Source organism: Klebsiella sp. AqSCr, assembly GCF_008452795.1.
GTDB lineage: Bacteria > Pseudomonadota > Gammaproteobacteria > Enterobacterales > Enterobacteriaceae > Klebsiella > Klebsiella pneumoniae.
The window spans coordinates 264452-280561 of sequence record NZ_MJDM01000005.1 but is presented as its reverse complement, the minus strand read 5'-3'; the positions used below and the strand labels follow the sequence as shown (position 1 = coordinate 280561).

The 16110-nt window shown below is 58.5% G+C and carries 13 protein-coding genes; 9 read left to right on the top strand and 4 right to left on the bottom strand.

Annotated elements, in window-relative coordinates; genetic code table 11:
• Window positions 1-6: 6 nt before the first annotated feature.
• Complete coding sequence (gene pntA, locus BHE81_RS05140; protein ID WP_004148265.1) at window positions 7-1536, bottom strand: Re/Si-specific NAD(P)(+) transhydrogenase subunit alpha; 1530 nt, start codon at window positions 1534-1536, stop codon at window positions 7-9.
• 521 nt (window positions 1537-2057) lie between these two features.
• On the opposite strand from pntA, the gene ydgH reads away from it, so the two are divergent.
• The 3 genes from ydgH to folM all read left to right on the top strand — a co-directional run bounded on the left by ydgH (window position 2058) and on the right by folM (window position 5327).
• Window positions 2058-3008 carry a DUF1471 family protein YdgH gene (gene ydgH, locus BHE81_RS05130; protein WP_002903384.1) on the top strand — a complete coding sequence of 317 codons (951 nt, stop codon included), beginning with the start codon at window positions 2058-2060 and terminating at the stop codon, window positions 3006-3008.
• A gap of 177 nt (window positions 3009-3185) precedes the next feature.
• A complete protein-coding gene (locus BHE81_RS05120) occupies window positions 3186-4568 on the top strand; it encodes an amino acid permease (RefSeq protein WP_004183892.1) in 1383 nt (460 codons plus the stop codon).
• Between the two features lie 36 nt (window positions 4569-4604).
• Window positions 4605-5327 carry a dihydromonapterin reductase gene (folM, locus tag BHE81_RS05115; RefSeq protein ID WP_004176334.1) on the top strand — a complete coding sequence of 241 codons (723 nt, stop codon included), beginning with the start codon at window positions 4605-4607 and terminating at the stop codon, window positions 5325-5327.
• Here the strand turns inward: folM and BHE81_RS05110 are convergent.
• A complete protein-coding gene (locus tag BHE81_RS05110; RefSeq protein ID WP_002903379.1) occupies window positions 5324-5659 on the bottom strand; it encodes a GlpM family protein in 336 nt (111 codons plus the stop codon). The two genes, folM and BHE81_RS05110, sit on opposite strands and share 4 nt — an antisense overlap.
• 128 nt (window positions 5660-5787) lie before the next feature.
• Between BHE81_RS05110 and rstA the strand changes: the two genes are divergently transcribed.
• The 4 genes from rstA (at window position 5788) to tus (ending at window position 9677) form a co-directional block, all read left to right on the top strand.
• The gene (gene rstA, locus BHE81_RS05105) at window positions 5788-6507 is read left to right on the top strand and encodes a two-component system response regulator RstA (protein ID WP_023342858.1); all 720 of its coding nucleotides are present in this window, start codon (window positions 5788-5790) and stop codon (window positions 6505-6507) included.
• 242 nt (window positions 6508-6749) lie between these two features.
• Window positions 6750-7112 carry a hypothetical protein gene (locus tag BHE81_RS05100; protein ID WP_023342859.1) on the top strand — a complete coding sequence of 121 codons (363 nt, stop codon included), beginning with the start codon at window positions 6750-6752 and terminating at the stop codon, window positions 7110-7112.
• A gap of 255 nt (window positions 7113-7367) precedes the next feature.
• On the top strand, window positions 7368-8669 hold the full coding sequence (rstB, locus tag BHE81_RS05095) for a two-component system sensor histidine kinase RstB (RefSeq protein ID WP_004151564.1): 1302 nt from the start codon (window positions 7368-7370) through the stop codon (window positions 8667-8669).
• A 75-nt stretch (window positions 8670-8744) separates the two neighbouring features.
• On the top strand, window positions 8745-9677 hold the full coding sequence (gene tus, locus BHE81_RS05090; protein WP_004183886.1) for a DNA replication terminus site-binding protein: 933 nt from the start codon (window positions 8745-8747) through the stop codon (window positions 9675-9677).
• Here the strand turns inward: tus and fumC are convergent.
• Together fumC and fumA are read right to left on the bottom strand one after the other, a co-directional pair.
• Window positions 9667-11067 carry a class II fumarate hydratase gene (gene fumC, locus BHE81_RS05085; RefSeq protein WP_002903315.1) on the bottom strand — a complete coding sequence of 467 codons (1401 nt, stop codon included), beginning with the start codon at window positions 11065-11067 and terminating at the stop codon, window positions 9667-9669. The two genes, tus and fumC, sit on opposite strands and share 11 nt — an antisense overlap.
• 339 nt (window positions 11068-11406) lie before the next feature.
• Window positions 11407-13053 (bottom strand): class I fumarate hydratase FumA, encoded by a 1647-nt coding sequence (fumA, locus tag BHE81_RS05080; RefSeq protein WP_002903313.1) that lies wholly within the window; start codon window positions 13051-13053, stop codon window positions 11407-11409.
• A gap of 201 nt (window positions 13054-13254) precedes the next feature.
• Here fumA and manA point away from each other — a divergent pair, with 201 nt between their 5' ends.
• Window positions 13255-14430 (top strand): mannose-6-phosphate isomerase, encoded by a 1176-nt coding sequence (manA, locus tag BHE81_RS05075; protein WP_004892339.1) that lies wholly within the window; start codon window positions 13255-13257, stop codon window positions 14428-14430.
• A gap of 89 nt (window positions 14431-14519) precedes the next feature.
• Entirely contained in the window at window positions 14520-16079 is a 1560-nt protein-coding gene (locus tag BHE81_RS05070) for a YdgA family protein (RefSeq protein WP_032428166.1), read from the top strand.
• The last annotated feature ends 31 nt before the right edge of the window (window positions 16080-16110 follow it).

Genomic DNA, 16110 nt, shown 5'->3' with positions numbered 1-16110 from the left:
TACCCCTTATCCTTTGCGAAACATTTTCAGCATGCGCTGAGTCACGGTAAAACCACCGAAAATATTAATGCTGGCGATCAGCACCGCGATAAAGCTCAGGAAGCTGACCCAGCCGCCGTGGCCTATCTGCAACAACGCGCCAACCACGATAATGCCCGAAATGGCATTGGTCACCGACATCAGCGGCGTATGCAGCGCATGGGAGACGTTCCACACCACGTAGTAACCCACCACGCAGGCCAGCGCGAAGACGGTGAAATGGCCGAGGAACTCTTTTGGCGCCACGTTGGCCAGCCAGCCGAAGAGAATAATCGCCAGCGCCATCAGCGCATATTTGCGCCACGGCGACGCCGGTTTCACCGCTTCTTTCGGCGCTTCCACTTTTTTCGCCGCGGCCTGCGGCTGAGCGGAGACCTGAATCGGCGGCGCCGGCCAGGTGATTTCACCTTCCCGAACAACGGTCACGCCGCGCACTACCACGTCATCGAAATCGATAACGATATTGCCGTCTTTCTCTTTGCACAGCAGCTTCAGCAGGTTCACCAGGTTGGTGCCGTAGAGCTGGGAGGACTGGGTCGGCAGACGGCCAGGAAGATCGGTGTAACCGATGATTTTCACGCCGTTGGCGGTGGTCACCACTTCGCCCGGTACGGTGTACTCACAGTTGCCGCCGTTTTGCGAGGCCAGATCGACCACCACGCTGCCCGATTTCATGGAGTCGACCATTTCGCGGGTGATCAGCTTCGGCGCCGGTTTGCCCGGGATTAACGCCGTGGTGACAATGATATCGACCTCTTTCGCCTGCGCGGCGAACAGCGCCATTTCAGCCTTAATAAAGGCCTCAGACATCACTTTGGCGTAGCCATCGCCGCTGCCCGCTTCCTCTTTAAAGTCCAGCTCGAGGAACTCGGCGCCCATACTCTGCACCTGCTCCTTCACTTCCGGACGGGTATCGAAGGCGCGAACAATAGCGCCCAGGCTGTTGGCGGCGCCAATCGCCGCCAGACCGGCTACCCCGGCGCCAATGACCATCACCTTGGCGGGCGGAACCTTGCCTGCCGCCGTAATCTGCCCGGTAAAGAATCGACCAAATTCATGCGCCGCTTCAACGATAGCGCGGTACCCGGCGATGTTGGCCATTGAGCTGAGCGCATCCAGCGACTGGGCGCGGGAAATACGCGGCACGGAATCCATCGCCATTACGTTGATATTACGGGCCGCCAGTTTTTCCATCAGCTGCGGGTTTTGCGCCGGCCAGATAAAACTAATCAGCGTGGTCCCCGGATTCAGCAGGGCAATTTCATCGTCATTCGGAGCATTGACCTTAAGGATGACATCAGACTGCCATACCTCGTCGCCGGTCACGATTTCAGCTCCTGCCTCGGCAAAGGCCTCATCGTCAAAGCTGGCCAGCTTCCCGGCGCCGCTTTCTACCGCGACGCTAAAGCCGAGTTTGAGCAATTGCTCAACGGTCTTCGGCGTGGCGGCGGCCCGGGTCTCCTGGGCTAGCCTTTCTTGTGGTACACCAATACGCATAGTTTTCCCTTCCATCGGTTTTTGATGATGGTTTACTTTTCTGCCCAACAACGCCAGGACGGCAAAATCTTCCTCGCCATCTTTCGCTGTCTACAAAATGAAACAGTAACAAACTTTTTATAACCTACTGAAAATACCGATTGTGATCTACTACGATAAAACACAAATTTTGATTTTATTGCTTATTGTCAGCTCAGATGGGTCCGGGCAGCAATATTTACCTGAATTTGCCGCCCAGGCCTGATAATCCGCTTATCCTGCGGTATAAAACGCCATTTATCGCCATTGAGATCATTGTGTTAACATTACATTAACTAATAAAAGTGGTATTGATTATCGTTTTTGCTGGTCAAGCGCCTTTTTTTTCAACATATCGAAAAATGTTATCTTTCCGTAGTATACGATTCGGGCGGCAAGCAAAAATTGACGCAGACAGTCACGGCGATTAAATGCAATAATCAAACGTTTTCAGTCAACAACAACACCAGTATATGGTTTGCGCAAGGCAAAGGATTATTTTTATGAAGCTTAAAAACACCCTCCTGGCGTCTGCTCTCCTGACAACCGCCACGTTGTCTGCCCATGCAGCGACCGAGTTGACCCCGGAGCAGGCGGCTGCGCTGAAGCCCTACGATCGCGTTGTCGTCACCGGCCGGTTTAATGCCATTGGCGATGCGGTACAGGCAGTATCGCGCAAAGCCGACAAAGACGGCGCGGCCTCATTCTATGTTGTCGACACGTCGGACTACGGCAATGGCGGCAACTGGCGCGTCACGGCTGACCTTTATAAAGAAGACGCGCCGAAAGCGGATGCGCCGAAGAATCGCATTATCAACGGCGTGATGGAGTTGCCGAAAGATCAGGCCGTTGAGCTGATGCCTTACGACACCGTCACCGTTCAGGGCTTCTATCGCAGCCAGCCGGAAGTCAACGACGCCATCACCAAAGCGGCGAAAGCAAAAGGCGCCTATGCGTTCTTTATCGTCCGCCAGGTTGACGCCAACCAGGGCGGCAACCAGCGCATTACCGCTTATATCTACAAAAAAGATGCTGAAAAACGCGTGCTGCAGAGCCCGGACGCTATCCCGGCTGACTCTGAAGCTGGCCGCGCAGCGCTGGCCAAAGGCGGCGAAGCGGCGAAGAACGTTGAAATTCCGGGCGTTGCCACCACCGCCGCGGTGGGTTCGGGTACCGGCGTCGGGCGTTTCTTTGAGACTCAGTCTTCGAAAGGTGGACGTTACACTGTCACCCTGCCGAACGGCACTAAGGTCGAAGAAGTGAACAAAGTGACTGCGGCGCAAATGGTGCCGTTCGATAACATCCAGTTCACCGGCAACTACGGCAACATGACCGAGATCTCCTATCAGACGGCGAAACGCGCGGCGAAGAAAGGGGCGAAGTACTACCACATCACCCGCCAGTGGCAGGAACGCGGCGGCAACATCACCATCAGCGCCGATTTGTACAAATAATCGCTGCTGGCTGGCTAAAAAGGCGGCGCATTGCCGCCTTTTCATTTTTTTTCATCCCCCGCCATTGCATGGCCCCCGGACACTCCGTAAAATCCCGCGCCTTAGCGCAATCCTCCATTTTTATGCGATTTCGCAAAATAAATATTCTGGAACAGCCATTTTCACCTCGGGAATGCAATGGAAAAGAAACTGGGCCTGAGCGCCCTAACCGCCCTGGTCCTTAGCTCAATGCTCGGCGCTGGCGTATTCAGTTTGCCGCAAAATATGGCTGCCGTGGCCAGCCCCTCCGCTCTGCTCATTGGCTGGGCCATCACCGGCGTCGGGATCCTGTTTCTCGCTTTCGCCATGCTGCTGTTGACCCGTATTCGTCCCGACCTCGACGGCGGGATCTTCACCTACGCTCGCGAAGGATTCGGCGAACTGATCGGCTTCTGCTCCGCCTGGGGATACTGGCTGTGCGCGGTGATCGCCAATGTCTCCTATCTGGTTATCGTCTTTTCGGCGCTCAGTTTTTTCACCGATACCCCTGAGCTGCGCCTGTTTGGCGATGGTAATACCTGGCAGTCTATCGTTGGCGCGTCGGTTCTGCTGTGGGTCGTCCACTTTCTGGTCCTGCGCGGTGTCCAGACGGCAGCGGGGATTAACCTGGTGGCCACCCTCGCCAAGCTTCTGCCGCTGGGCGCCTTCGTCGCGCTCGCCGCCCTGGCCTTTCAGCTGGATACGTTCCGCCTCGATTTTAGCGGCCTGGCGCTGGGCGTGCCGGTATGGGAACAGGTCAAAAACACCATGCTGATCACCCTGTGGGTGTTTATCGGCGTGGAGGGGGCGGTAGTCGTGTCCGCGCGGGCGCGACACAAGCGCGACGTTGGCCGCGCGACGCTGCTGGCGGTGCTGTCGGCCCTCGCGGTGTATCTGCTGGTCACCCTGCTGTCGCTGGGCGTCGTGCCGCGCAGCGAACTGGCCGAAATGCGCAACCCGTCGATGGCGGGACTGATGGTCAGGCTGATGGGGTCGTGGGGGGAGATCGTCATTGCCGCCGGGCTGATCGTGTCGGTGTGCGGCGCTTATCTCAGCTGGACCATCATGGCCGCGGAGGTGCCTTTCCTCGCCGCCACTCATAAAGCCTTCCCGCGCCTGTTTGCCCGTCAGAATAGCAACAACGCCCCCTCCGCCTCATTGTGGTTGACCAATATCAGCGTTCAGGTATCGCTGGTGCTGATCTGGCTGACCGGATCGGACTACGGCACGCTGCTGACCATTGCCTCTGAGATGATTCTCGTGCCCTATCTGCTGGTCGGCGCCTTTCTGCTGAAAATCGCCACTCGCCCGCTGCATAAAGCGGTGGCTATCGGCGCCTGTATTTATGGCATATGGTTATTATACGCGTCGGGGCCTGTGCATTTGCTGTTGTCGGTGGTACTTTACGCTCCGGGTCTTCTGGTCTTTTTGTACGCCCGACGTACGCACCAGCACGATCGTTCGCTCAAGCGCCGCGAAGTGGCGTTAATTGGTTTATTGCTGGTTGCCGCTGTGCCGGCAACGTGGATGCTGGTGGGGTAAGCGGTCGCCCTGCCGCAGAACGCATAGGAGATACCCATGGCTGAACAACAGCCCCGCCCGATTCTGATCACAGGAGCAGGCCGCCGCATCGGCCTCGCTCTGGCACACCATTTTCTGCAACAGCGCCAACCGGTCATCGTCAGCTATCGTACGCCCTATCCGGCGATTGACGGCCTGCGCGAAGCGGGCGCGCTTTGCCTGCAGGCCGATTTTAGCAGCGATGACGGCATTCTGACCTTCGCTGAAGCGGTCAAATCACACACCGACGGTCTGCGCGCCATCATCCATAACGCCAGCGACTGGATGGCGGAAAAGCCGGGCGTCCCGCTGAGCACCGTCATCAACCGCATGATGCAGATCCACGTCCACGCCCCCTATCTGCTCAACCATGCGCTGGAGGCGTTGCTGCGCGGCCACGGCCATGCCGCCAGCGACATTATCCATATCACCGATTACGTGGTGGAGCGCGGGAGCGACAAACATATCGCCTATGCCGCCAGCAAAGCCGCCCTGGATAACATGACCCGCTCCTTCGCTCGCAAGCTGGCGCCAGAGGTTAAGGTCAACGCCATTGCGCCGTCGCTAATCATGTTTAATGAGGGTGACGACGAGGCCTATCGTCAGCAGGCGCTGGATAAATCGCTGATGAAAATCGCCCCTGGCGAAAAAGAGATTAGCGATCTCATCGATTACCTGTTTACCAGCCGCTACGTTACCGGCCGCTCATTCGCTGTCGACGGCGGCCGCCCGCTGCGCTAGTGGAAACGGCTCCAGCCGAGGATTAACAGCCAGGCGCACAGCCCCCAGCATCCCACCGCGCCTGCCAGCGCCAACGGCAGGCGCATGATCCCGGTGAAATACCACAGTGACAGCAGATAGATAAAATAGGGAAGAATCGACCACATGCCGAATACGATGGTCGCGCGCAGGGCTTCGATCCCCCGCTCGCTGGCGACAATATAATGGGCGATGAGCGCAAAGGTGGGAAACAGCGGGACCAGGCCAGCGATAGCGTAGTTTTTGGTTTTCGCCAGCACGCCAATCAGCACCACCACCAGCGCTCCCAACAGCCCTTTGATTAACAGCCCCATGCCCGTATGCCTTAACAGTGAATCAATAAGTTAGGGCAGCATAGCGGATTTAACGCTGTTTATAAAAGAGTAATGGCGGGTAAAATAAGTGCGGTGTATGTTACTTCTTTTACTGATGTGCAATAGACATGAATAAAATCGTTTTTGTTGAGGATGACCCTGAGGTAGGCACGCTGATCGCCGCCTATCTCGGCAAGCATGATATGGATGTGGTGGTCGAGCCTCGCGGCGACCGCGCTGAGGAGGTGATCGCGCGGGAGAAACCGGATCTGGTGCTGCTGGACATTATGCTGCCCGGCAAGGACGGAATGACGCTCTGTCGCGATCTGCGCGGGCAATGGCAAGGGCCGATTGTCCTGCTGACTTCGCTCGACAGCGATATGAACCATATCCTTTCCCTTGAGATGGGCGCCAGCGATTATATTCTGAAAACCACCCCGCCAGCGGTACTTCTCGCGCGACTGCGTCTGCATTTGCGCCAGCATATTGCTCCGGCAGGCGCCGGATCCGCCCCCTCAACGCTCACGCCACATAAAACCATCTCCTTCGGCTCGCTGACCATTGACCCGGTCAACCGCCAGGTGCTGCTTGGCGGAGAAAACGTCGCCCTGTCGACCGCCGATTTCGATCTGCTGTGGGAGTTGGCCACCCACGCCGGGCAGATTATGGACCGCGACGCACTGCTGAAAAATTTACGCGGCGTTACCTATGACGGGATGGATCGCAGCGTCGACGTGGCTATCTCCCGCCTGCGCAAAAAACTGCTCGACAACGCCACGGAGCCCTATCGTATTAAGACCGTTCGCAACAAAGGCTACCTGTTCGCCCCTCACGCCTGGGATAACTAAGCAGCCCTTCTGCGGCCCTGCGAGGGGCCCGCTCATCGCGCGCTCGCCGGCGGCAAAGTTATCACGTTTGCTGCCTGCTGCGTTCGTCCCTGGCGCGCACATTCATCACCGGAACTTGTCATATTGATTAAATCAATAGAATTAGCCGTACAGAACCCCATCACATAACTCCTCAATATGATTGTGCTCAAGGACTTACCGCTGTCAGAGTGGCATAAAGCCTGAAAACACAGGACTTTTGCATGATGAAATACGTTGTACTTTTGGCACTCTCACTGTTCACTTCTCTCTCTGGCTGTGCTTTTTCCCTCGACAACGCCGATATTCGACTCCTCTGTCCGCAGCGCGGGCAAATCGAGGTGATCCTTCATCGCTATGAACATACCCAGCAATCCTGGGGGCAGCATCACTTTGAAACCGGCGGCGGCCACGTTCGCCAGGGGCCGCTGCTGGTGATCCCGTTTGCCAACCTCGATCAGATGATTTACCACCAGACCACCGGCGAGTTTGCTTACTGGTATGCCGAAACGGAAAAGCTGGTGCGCTGTCGGCTGCTGAGTCTGACGACCACCTATCCGGTAGACATTCCTTATTATCGTGAGTAGCGTATCCATGGACGCACAAAATACGATTGCCCTGCTCCCCCGAGGGTGAAGAAATCACCGCATCGAGTGACACTGTCACCTTTTCACCGTTCTGTCTCCAGGCTGGCTATTGTCAGGGGGCATAAACCCTGCTTTGATAGCGTATCGATGATTTCCCCGCGCCTCGCCCGGGGATATCGATAACATTGACTCCCCGACGCGCAGAAGATGCCCCTGGGGCGCCAGACAGGTTTCTCTTGAATACGCGGTAATGTAATGAAAAAGCTGTTCGTGCAGTTCTATCTTCTGCTCTTCGTCTGCTTTCTGGTGATGACCATGCTGGTCGGTCTGGTCTATAAATTTACCGCGGAGCGCGCCGGACGGCAGTCGCTTGACGATTTGATGAAAAGCTCGCTGTATCTGATGCGCAGCGAGCTGCGGGAGATACCGCCGCGCGACTGGAGCAAGACCCTTAAAGAGCTGGACCTGAATTTATCGTTTGATCTGCACATCGAGCCGATCAGCAAATTTAAGCTGTCGGAAAGCTCGATGCAGCACCTGCGCGCCGGCGATATCGTCGCCCTCGACGATCAGTACACCTTTATTCAGCGCATTCCCCGCAGCCACTATGTGCTGTCGGTGGGCCCGGTGCCCTATCTCTATTTTCTGCATGAGATGCGCCTGCTGGACGTGGCGCTAATGGCGTTTATTGCTATCTCTCTGGCCTTTCCGGTGTTTATCTGGATGCGCCCGCACTGGCAGGACATGCTGCGCATTGAGACGGCCGCCCAGCGCTTTGGCGAAGGTCACCTCAGCGAGCGCATTCACTTCGACAGTATGTCCAGCTTCGAGCGGCTCGGGGTGGCCTTTAACCAAATGGCCGATAACATTAATGCGCTTATTGCCAGCAAAAAGCAGCTGATTGACGGCATCGCCCATGAACTCAGGACACCGCTGGTACGCCTGCGCTACCGTCTGGAGATGAGCGAGAATCTCACCGAGGCGGAATCGCAGGCGCTGAACCGCGATATCGGTCAGCTGGAGGCGCTGATTGAAGAGCTCCTGACCTACGCCCGCCTCGACCGCCCGCAGACGGAGCTCAGCCTGACGACTCCCGATTTTCCCGCCTGGATCAGCGATCACGTCGAGGATATCCAGATGGTTAACCCACAGCGCGAGGTCGCCCTGGCGACGCTGACCCACGGTAACTACGGCGCGCTGGATATGCGACTGATGGAGCGGGTGCTGGATAATTTGGTCAATAACGCCCTGCGCTACAGCAGCCAGCGGGTGGCGGTCAGCCTGACGCTGCAGGGTTCGCGCGCATCGTTGCTGGTTGAGGATGACGGCCCGGGAATCGCCCCCGAGGAGCGCGAGCGGGTGTTTGAGCCCTTTGTCCGCCTTGACCCCAGCCGGGACCGGGCGACAGGAGGCTGCGGCCTCGGACTGGCGATTGTCCACAGTATCGCCCAGGCGATGGGCGGCGAGGTGCGCTGCGAGGCCAGCCCTCTCGGCGGCGCCCGCTTCTGCTTTAGCTGGCCGGTCTATCATCAGCTGCCTGATTTCACCTCTGCCTGAATAAAACTTGCGCAGAAGCCGCGGGCTGGGTATGCTGCAAAAATCTAATAGTATGTTGTAACTAAGGTGGTAATAATGGCCAGCTACGACCTCGTTGAACGTCTGAATAATACCTTTCGCCAGATCGAGCTGGAGCTGCAGGCGCTCCAGCAGGCGTTAAGTGACTGCCGTCTGCTGGCGGGCCGGGTATTTGAACTGCCGGCGATCGGTAAGGATGCCGAGCACGATCCGCTGGCCACTATTCCGGTGGTGCAGCACATCGGCAAGACGGCCCTGGCGCACGCCCTGCGCCACTACAGCCATCTGTTTATCCAGCAGCAATCGGAAAACCGCAGCAGCAAGGCCGCCGTACGCCTGCCGGGGGCTATCTGCCTGCAGGTTACCGCCGCGGAGCAGCAGGATCTGCTGGCGCGTATTCAGCATATCAATGCCCTGAAGGCCACCTTCGAGAAGATCGTCACCGTCGACTCCGGCCTGCCCCCCACCGCCCGTTTTGAGTGGGTACACCGTCATTTGCCGGGGTTGATTACCCTAAGCGCCTACCGCACGCTGACGCCCCTCGTCGACCCGAGCACCATCCGCTTCGGCTGGGCCAATAAGCACGTCATCAAGAATCTGACCCGCGACCAGGTGTTGATGATGCTGGAGAAAAGCCTGCAAGCGCCGCGGGCGGTGCCGCCGTGGACCAGGGAGCAGTGGCAGAGCAAACTGGAAAGGGAGTATCAGGATATCGCCGCCCTGCCGCAGCGGGCGCGGCTGAAAATAAAACGACCGGTGAAAGTCCAGCCGATCGCCCGCGTCTGGTACGCCGGCGAGCAGAAACAGGTACAGTACGCCTGCCCCAGCCCGCTGATCGCCCTGATGTCCGGCAGCCGGGGGGTCAGCGTACCGGATATTGGCGAGCTGCTGAACTATGATGCCGACAATGTGCAGTATCGCTACAAACCGGAGGCGCAGTCGCTGAGATTGCTTATCCCGCGCCTGCACCTCTGGCTGGCTAGCGAATAGCCAGGCTGCCGACCATCTCTTCCGGGCGCACCCAGCTGTCGAATTCGGCTTCCGTCAGGTAGCCCAGCGCCAGCGCCGAGGCTTTGAGAGTCAGCCCTTCATGGTGCGCTTTTTTAGCGATTTCCGCCGCCTTGTCGTAGCCGATATGGGTATTCAGCGCAGTAACCAGCATCAGCGACTCATTGAGCAACTGACTGATCCGCTCGCGATTCGGTTCAATACCCACCGCACAGTGCTCGTTAAAGCTCGCCATACCGTCCGCCAGCAGACGCACCGACTGCAGGAAGTTGTGGATGACCATCGGGCGATAAACGTTCAGCTCAAAGTTGCCGGAAGCACCGCCGATATTCACCGCCACGTCGTTGCCCATCACCTGGCAGCAGACCATGGTCAGAGCTTCGCACTGGGTTGGGTTAACCTTGCCCGGCATAATCGATGACCCTGGCTCGTTTTCCGGGATGGCGATTTCACCAATGCCGCAGCGGGGGCCGGAGGCCAGCCAGCGGACATCGTTAGCGATTTTCATCAGCGAGGCCGCCAGGCCTTTCAGCGCGCCGTGGGCATGGACCAGGGCATCCACAGTGGCCAGCGCTTCGAATTTGTTCGGCGCGGTGACAAATGGCTGTCCGCTGAGCGACGCCAGCTCGGCCGCCACCCGTACGGCATATTCCGGATGGGTATTCAGCCCGGTTCCTACCGCCGTCCCGCCCAGCGCCAGCTCGGCAAGATGCGGCTGACTGGCTTCAATGTGCTTCAGGCTATGGTCCAGCATCGCCACCCAGCCGGAGATCTCCTGGCCTAAGGTGAGCGGCGTGGCGTCCTGCAGATGGGTGCGGCCGATCTTGACGATATCCCTGAAGGCCACCGCTTTTTCATTGAGCGTCGCCCGCAGCGCCTGCAGCGACGGGATCACTTTTTCCCGCAGGGCAATCAGCGCCGCGACGTGCATGGCGGTGGGGAATACATCATTTGAGCTCTGGCTCTTATTCACATCGTCATTGGGATGAATTTTTCGCGCCATCCCCCGTTCTCCGCCGAGCAGTTCACTGGCGCGGTTGGCCAGCACCTCGTTCATATTCATATTGCTTTGGGTGCCGGAGCCGGTCTGCCAGATAGCCAGGGGGAACTCCTGCGCGTGCTTTCCGGCCAGCACTTCGTCAGCGGCGGCGACGATCGCCCCGGCTTTCTCCGCCGTCAACAGTCCGAGATCCTGGTTAACCTTCGCCGCCGCCCGCTTGGTCAGCGCCAGGGCGTATATCAGCTCCCCGGGCATTTTTTCGGTCGAGATGCGGAAATGCTCCAGCGAGCGCTGGGTCTGGGCGCCCCAGAGTTTATCGGCCGGGACCTCGATGGCGCCCATCGAGTCTTTTTCACTGCGATGCGTTGTCATTACTTTCTCCTTGGATGAAAAGTGCGTCATAGCGACAAAGCTCACCTGCTTAAAAGACTAAGTATTGGCCAGATTGATAAGTTGTTTTGGTGGTTCGTGCCGCGAAGCGACATAAAAAAAGCCGCCCCGAGGGGCGGCCCAGACCGCTGACAAAATGCAATCGTCGGGATTGCCCGGCGGCGCTACGCTTGCGCGGGCCTACAGAGAACTGCATAACTTATTGATATTGCTGTTTTTCGTAGGCCGGGTAAGGCGAAAGCCGCCACCCGGCAGAAAGGCGCTCACCCTAACGAAATCAGGTTTGTCATCGACCAGCGCCGCCCCGAAGGGCGGCCTGGGTTACTTCACGCAGCGGGCGCACTGCGAGGTCTGGATCTGCTGGAAGAAGTCATTGCCTTTATCATCAACGAGGATAAAGGCCGGGAAATCCTCCACTTCAATTTTCCAGATAGCCTCCATACCCAGCTCCGGATAGGCCACGCACTCGAGGCTCTTGATGCTCTGCTGGGCCAGCACTGCCGCCGGGCCGCCGATGCTGCCGAGGTAGAAGCCGCCGTGTTTGTGGCAGGCGTCGGTGACCTGCTGGCTGCGGTTGCCTTTCGCCAGCATGATCTTGCTCGCCCCATGGGACTGCAGCAGATCAACGTAAGAGTCCATGCGGCCTGCGGTGGTCGGCCCCAGAGAGCCGGAGGCGTAACCGTCCGGCGTCTTGGCCGGACCTGCGTAGTAGATCGGGTGATCTTTGACGTACTGCGGCAGCGCCTCGCCGTTGTCGATAAGCTCCTTCAGCTTAGCGTGGGCGATATCGCGGGCGACGATGATAGTCCCGCTCAGCGACAGGCGGGTGGACACCGGATACTGCGACAGCTGCGCCAGGATCTCGCTCATCGGCTGGTTAAGATTTACCTTCACCGCTTCGCCTTCCCCGGCCTGGCGCAGATGCTCAGGGATATATTTCCCCGGGTTGCTCTCCAGCTTCTCGATCCAGATGCCGTCGCGGTTAATCTTGGCTTTGATGTTGCGGTCGGCGGAACAGGAAACCCCCATCCCTACCGGGCAGGAAGCGCCGTGACGCGGCAGACGGATCACGCGGATATCGTGGGCAAAGTATTTCCCGCCGAACTGCGCGCCGAGACCAAGGTTCTGCGCCTCCAGCAGCAGCTCCTGCTCCAGCTGCACGTCGCGGAACGCCTGGCCGTGCTCGTTACCTTCGGTCGGCAGGCCATCGTAGTATTTGGTGGACGCCAGCTTCACGGTCTTCAGCGTCGCTTCCGCCGAGGTACCGCCGATCACGAAGGCGATATGGTACGGTGGACAGGCGGCAGTACCGAGGGTGCGCATCTTCTCGACGAGGTAATTTTTCAGCTTCGCCGGGGTGATCAGCGCTTTGGTTTCCTGGTACAGGTAGGTTTTGTTCGCCGAGCCGCCGCCCTTGGCGATGCAGAGGAATTTGTACTCATCGCCATCGGTAGCATAGAGATCGATCTGTGCCGGCAGGTTGGTGCCAGTGTTAACCTCTTTATACATATCCAGCGGCGCGTTCTGCGAGTAGCGCAGGTTGTCCTGGATATAGGTGTTGTACACCCCCTGCGCCAGGGCGGCTTCATCGCCGCCGCCGGTCCACACGCGCTGGCCTTTTTTACCCATGATGATCGCGGTGCCGGTGTCCTGGCAGGTGGGCAGAATACCTTTGGCGGCGATATCCGAGTTGCGCAGGAACTGCAGCGCGACGTATTTATCGTTTTCGCTGGCTTCCGGATCGTTAAGGATATCCGCCACCTGCTGCTGATGCGCAGGGCGAAGCATAAAGGAGGCGTCGTGGAAAGCATGCTGCGCCAGAAGGGTCAGCGCCTGAGGGTCAACTTTTAGCACTTCCTGGCCGGCGAATTCGGCGACGGAGACGTAATCACTGCTGAGGAGATAATACTCGGTGTCATCCTTTTTGAGCGGAAAAGGATCCTGGTAAACAAACGGTTTATTCGACATTGTACTCTCACTTACTGCTTTGGCTGATTATGTTTCAGGCAGGGACTCCATGTGCCTGTAGAAAAGCGAGTCGAACAATCTTACACAATTTTTTAACAAAAACTGAGACAAGGACGACTTTTTCTTTCAGCAGTTGCTTCTCCACCGTTTGCTGGTTTAATAGGGCGATAAAATTTACTTTGTTTGAAACAGGGATTGAGAATGCAAAAGCTGATTAACGCCGTGCAGAACTATGCATGGGGAAGCCACACCGCCTTAACCGAACTCTATGGCATCGCCAACCCGGACAATCTGCCGATGGCAGAGCTGTGGATGGGGGCGCATCCGAAGAGCAGCTCGCAGATCCTGGCGGCCGACGGCCAGCCGCGTTCGCTGCGCGAGGTGATTGACGCGGATAAAGCCGCTCTGCTCGGCGACAAGGTTGCCGCCCGCTTTGGTGAACTGCCGTTCCTGTTTAAGGTACTGTGCGCCGCTCAGCCGCTCTCAATTCAGGTGCATCCCAACAAGCAGGCCTCGGAAGAAGGTTTCGCCCGCGAGAACGCCGCCGGTATCCCGCTCTCCGCCGCCGAGCGTAACTACAAAGATCCGAACCACAAACCGGAGCTGGTTTTTGCCCTGACGCCGTTCCTGGCGATGAATGCATTTCGCGAGTTCAGCGAGATTGTCACCCTGCTGCAGCCGGTGGCTAGCGCGCATCCGGCAATCGGCGCCTTCCTGCAGCAGCCGGACGCGACTCACCTGAGCCAGCTGTTTGCCAGCCTGCTAAATATGCAGGGTGAGGAAAAGGCCAAGGCGCTGCAGGTGCTGCGCGACGTACTGGCCCGTGAACAAGGCGAACCGTGGCAGACTATCCGCCTGATCGCGGAATTCTATCCGGACGACAGCGGCCTCTTCTCCCCGCTGCTGCTGAACGTAGTGAAGCTGAACCCAGGCGAAGCGATGTTCCTGTTTGCTGAAACGCCGCACGCCTATCTGCAGGGGGTGGCGCTGGAGGTGATGGCCAACTCGGATAACGTACTGCGCGCCGGCCTGACGCCGAAATACATTGATATTCCTGAGCTGGTTGCTAACGTCAAGTTCGAGGCTAAACCGGCGGGTGAGCTGTTGACCCAGCCGCAGCGTCACGGCGCGGAACTCGACTTCCCGATCCCGGTGGAAGATTTTGCCTTCTCCCTGCATGACCTCTCCGCCGAGGCCAGCGATCTGGCCCAGGCAAGCGCGGCGATCGTGTTCTGCGTCGACGGCGAAGCCGTACTGCGCAAAGGCGACCAGAGCCTGACCCTCAAGCCGGGCGAGTCGGCCTTCGTGGCCGCCAGTGAATCGCCGGTGCAGGTCAGCGGCCGCGGCCGCGTGGCGCGCGTTTTCAATAAGCTCTAGTAAGCGACTGACCCTTCAGGTCGCGCTTACTGTTGGTGATAACTCAGCCAGGCGGTCTCTCCGCCTGGCTTCATTTATGGATAAATGCTATGAAAAAATCGCTGGTCGCAGCAGGAGTCATCGTGGTGCTGGGCGTGGTATGGACAGGCGGCGCCTGGTTCACCGGTAAACAGCTGGAAGGCCGGATCGCCGATATGGTGCAGCAGGCAAACGCCCAGCTGCGCAGCAGCGCGCCGGAGTCAGGTCTGGAGCTGAGCTATCAGGACTACCAGCGCGGGCTGTTCAGCAGCCATCTGCAGCTGGTGGTGAAGCCGATCGCCGGTCAGGCTAACGGCTGGCTGGCCGCCGGTCAGAGCGTGGTGCTTGACGAAGTGGTCGATCATGGCCCCTTCCCGCTGGCCTCGTTAAAAGCCTTTAATCTGGCGCCGGCAATGGCTTCCGTCCACACCACGCTGGTGAAAAACGACGCCAGCCAGGCGCTGTTCGAGATAGCCAAAGGCGACACCCCCTTTACCGTCGATACGCGCATTGCCTACAGCGGCGACAGCCAGTCGGCTATCGTCCTTAACGCCCTCGACTACGCTAAAGGCGATGAGAAAGTCACCTTCAGCGGCGGTCAGTTCCAGCTCGACGCCGACCGCGACGGCAAAAACATCAGCCTGAAGGGCCAGGCCGGCAGCGGGCAGATCGATGCGCTCAACGAATATAACCAGAAGGTACAGCTGCGCTTCGTCAACCTGACCACCGACGGCGCCACCGAGCTGGCCAGCTTCAACGAACGTATCGGCCAGCAAAAAATGACCCTCGATAAACTGGCCATCAGCGTCGAAGGCAAAGAGCTGGCGCTGATCGACGGCATGGCGCTGGACGGCGGCTCGACGCTGACCCAGGACGGCAAAGGCGTGAACAGCCAGGTGAACTACACCGTCAACAGCCTCAAGCTGCAGGGGCAGGATATGGGCAGCGGCAAACTCACGCTGAAAGTGGATAACGTCGACGGTCAGGCGTGGCACCAGTTCAGTCAGCAGTACAGCGCGCAGTCTCAGGCGCTGCTGGCGAAACCGGAGCTGGCGCAGAATCCGGAGCTGTATCAGCAGGCCCTCACCGAAACGCTGTTCAATGCGCTGCCGATCCTGCTCAAAGGCAACCCGTCGGTGACCATCTCTCCGCTGAGCTGGCGCAATGCCAAAGGCGAAAGCACCCTCAACCTCTCGGTTCTGCTGAAAGATCCGGCCCAGGTGACCGCTCCGCCGCAGACCCTGGCGGACAGCCTGGATCGCGTGGTGCAGTCCCTGGACGGCAAAGTGGTGATCCCGGTGGATATGGCGACGGAGTTTATGACTAAGATCGCCGGTCTGGAAGGCTATCAGCCGGCCGATGCCGCCAAGCTTGCCGAGCAGCAGGTCAAAGGCCTGGCGGCGATGGGCCAGATGTTCCGCATTACCACCATGGAAGATAACGCCATCAGCAGCAGTCTGCAGTACGCGAACGGCCAGGTGACGCTGAACGGACAGAAAATGCCGCTGCAAGACTTTGCCGCGATGTTTGGTCTGGAAGCGCCTTCGCTGCCGGACAGCGCGCCGCAGGAAGGCCAGCCGCAGCAGGATGACGCCGCTCCTCAGCAGGATGACGCCGCCCCGCAGCCGTAACTTATCGGTACAGGAGACGGCCAGCGCGCGC

Coding starts and splice junctions, on each gene's coding strand:
- folM (WP_004176334.1), top strand. CDS start 4,605: ATGGCTGAACAACAGCCCCGCCCGATTCTGATCACAGGAGCAGGCCGC.
- pntA (WP_004148265.1), bottom strand. CDS start 1,536: ATGCGTATTGGTGTACCACAAGAAAGGCTAGCCCAGGAGACCCGGGCC.
- BHE81_RS05100 (WP_023342859.1), top strand. CDS start 6,750: ATGATGAAATACGTTGTACTTTTGGCACTCTCACTGTTCACTTCTCTC.
- fumA (WP_002903313.1), bottom strand. CDS start 13,053: ATGTCGAATAAACCGTTTGTTTACCAGGATCCTTTTCCGCTCAAAAAG.
- BHE81_RS05110 (WP_002903379.1), bottom strand. CDS start 5,659: ATGGGGCTGTTAATCAAAGGGCTGTTGGGAGCGCTGGTGGTGGTGCTG.
- BHE81_RS05070 (WP_032428166.1), top strand. CDS start 14,520: ATGAAAAAATCGCTGGTCGCAGCAGGAGTCATCGTGGTGCTGGGCGTG.
- rstA (WP_023342858.1), top strand. CDS start 5,788: ATGAATAAAATCGTTTTTGTTGAGGATGACCCTGAGGTAGGCACGCTG.
- fumC (WP_002903315.1), bottom strand. CDS start 11,067: ATGACAACGCATCGCAGTGAAAAAGACTCGATGGGCGCCATCGAGGTC.
- rstB (WP_004151564.1), top strand. CDS start 7,368: ATGAAAAAGCTGTTCGTGCAGTTCTATCTTCTGCTCTTCGTCTGCTTT.
- ydgH (WP_002903384.1), top strand. CDS start 2,058: ATGAAGCTTAAAAACACCCTCCTGGCGTCTGCTCTCCTGACAACCGCC.
- tus (WP_004183886.1), top strand. CDS start 8,745: ATGGCCAGCTACGACCTCGTTGAACGTCTGAATAATACCTTTCGCCAG.
- manA (WP_004892339.1), top strand. CDS start 13,255: ATGCAAAAGCTGATTAACGCCGTGCAGAACTATGCATGGGGAAGCCAC.
- BHE81_RS05120 (WP_004183892.1), top strand. CDS start 3,186: ATGGAAAAGAAACTGGGCCTGAGCGCCCTAACCGCCCTGGTCCTTAGC.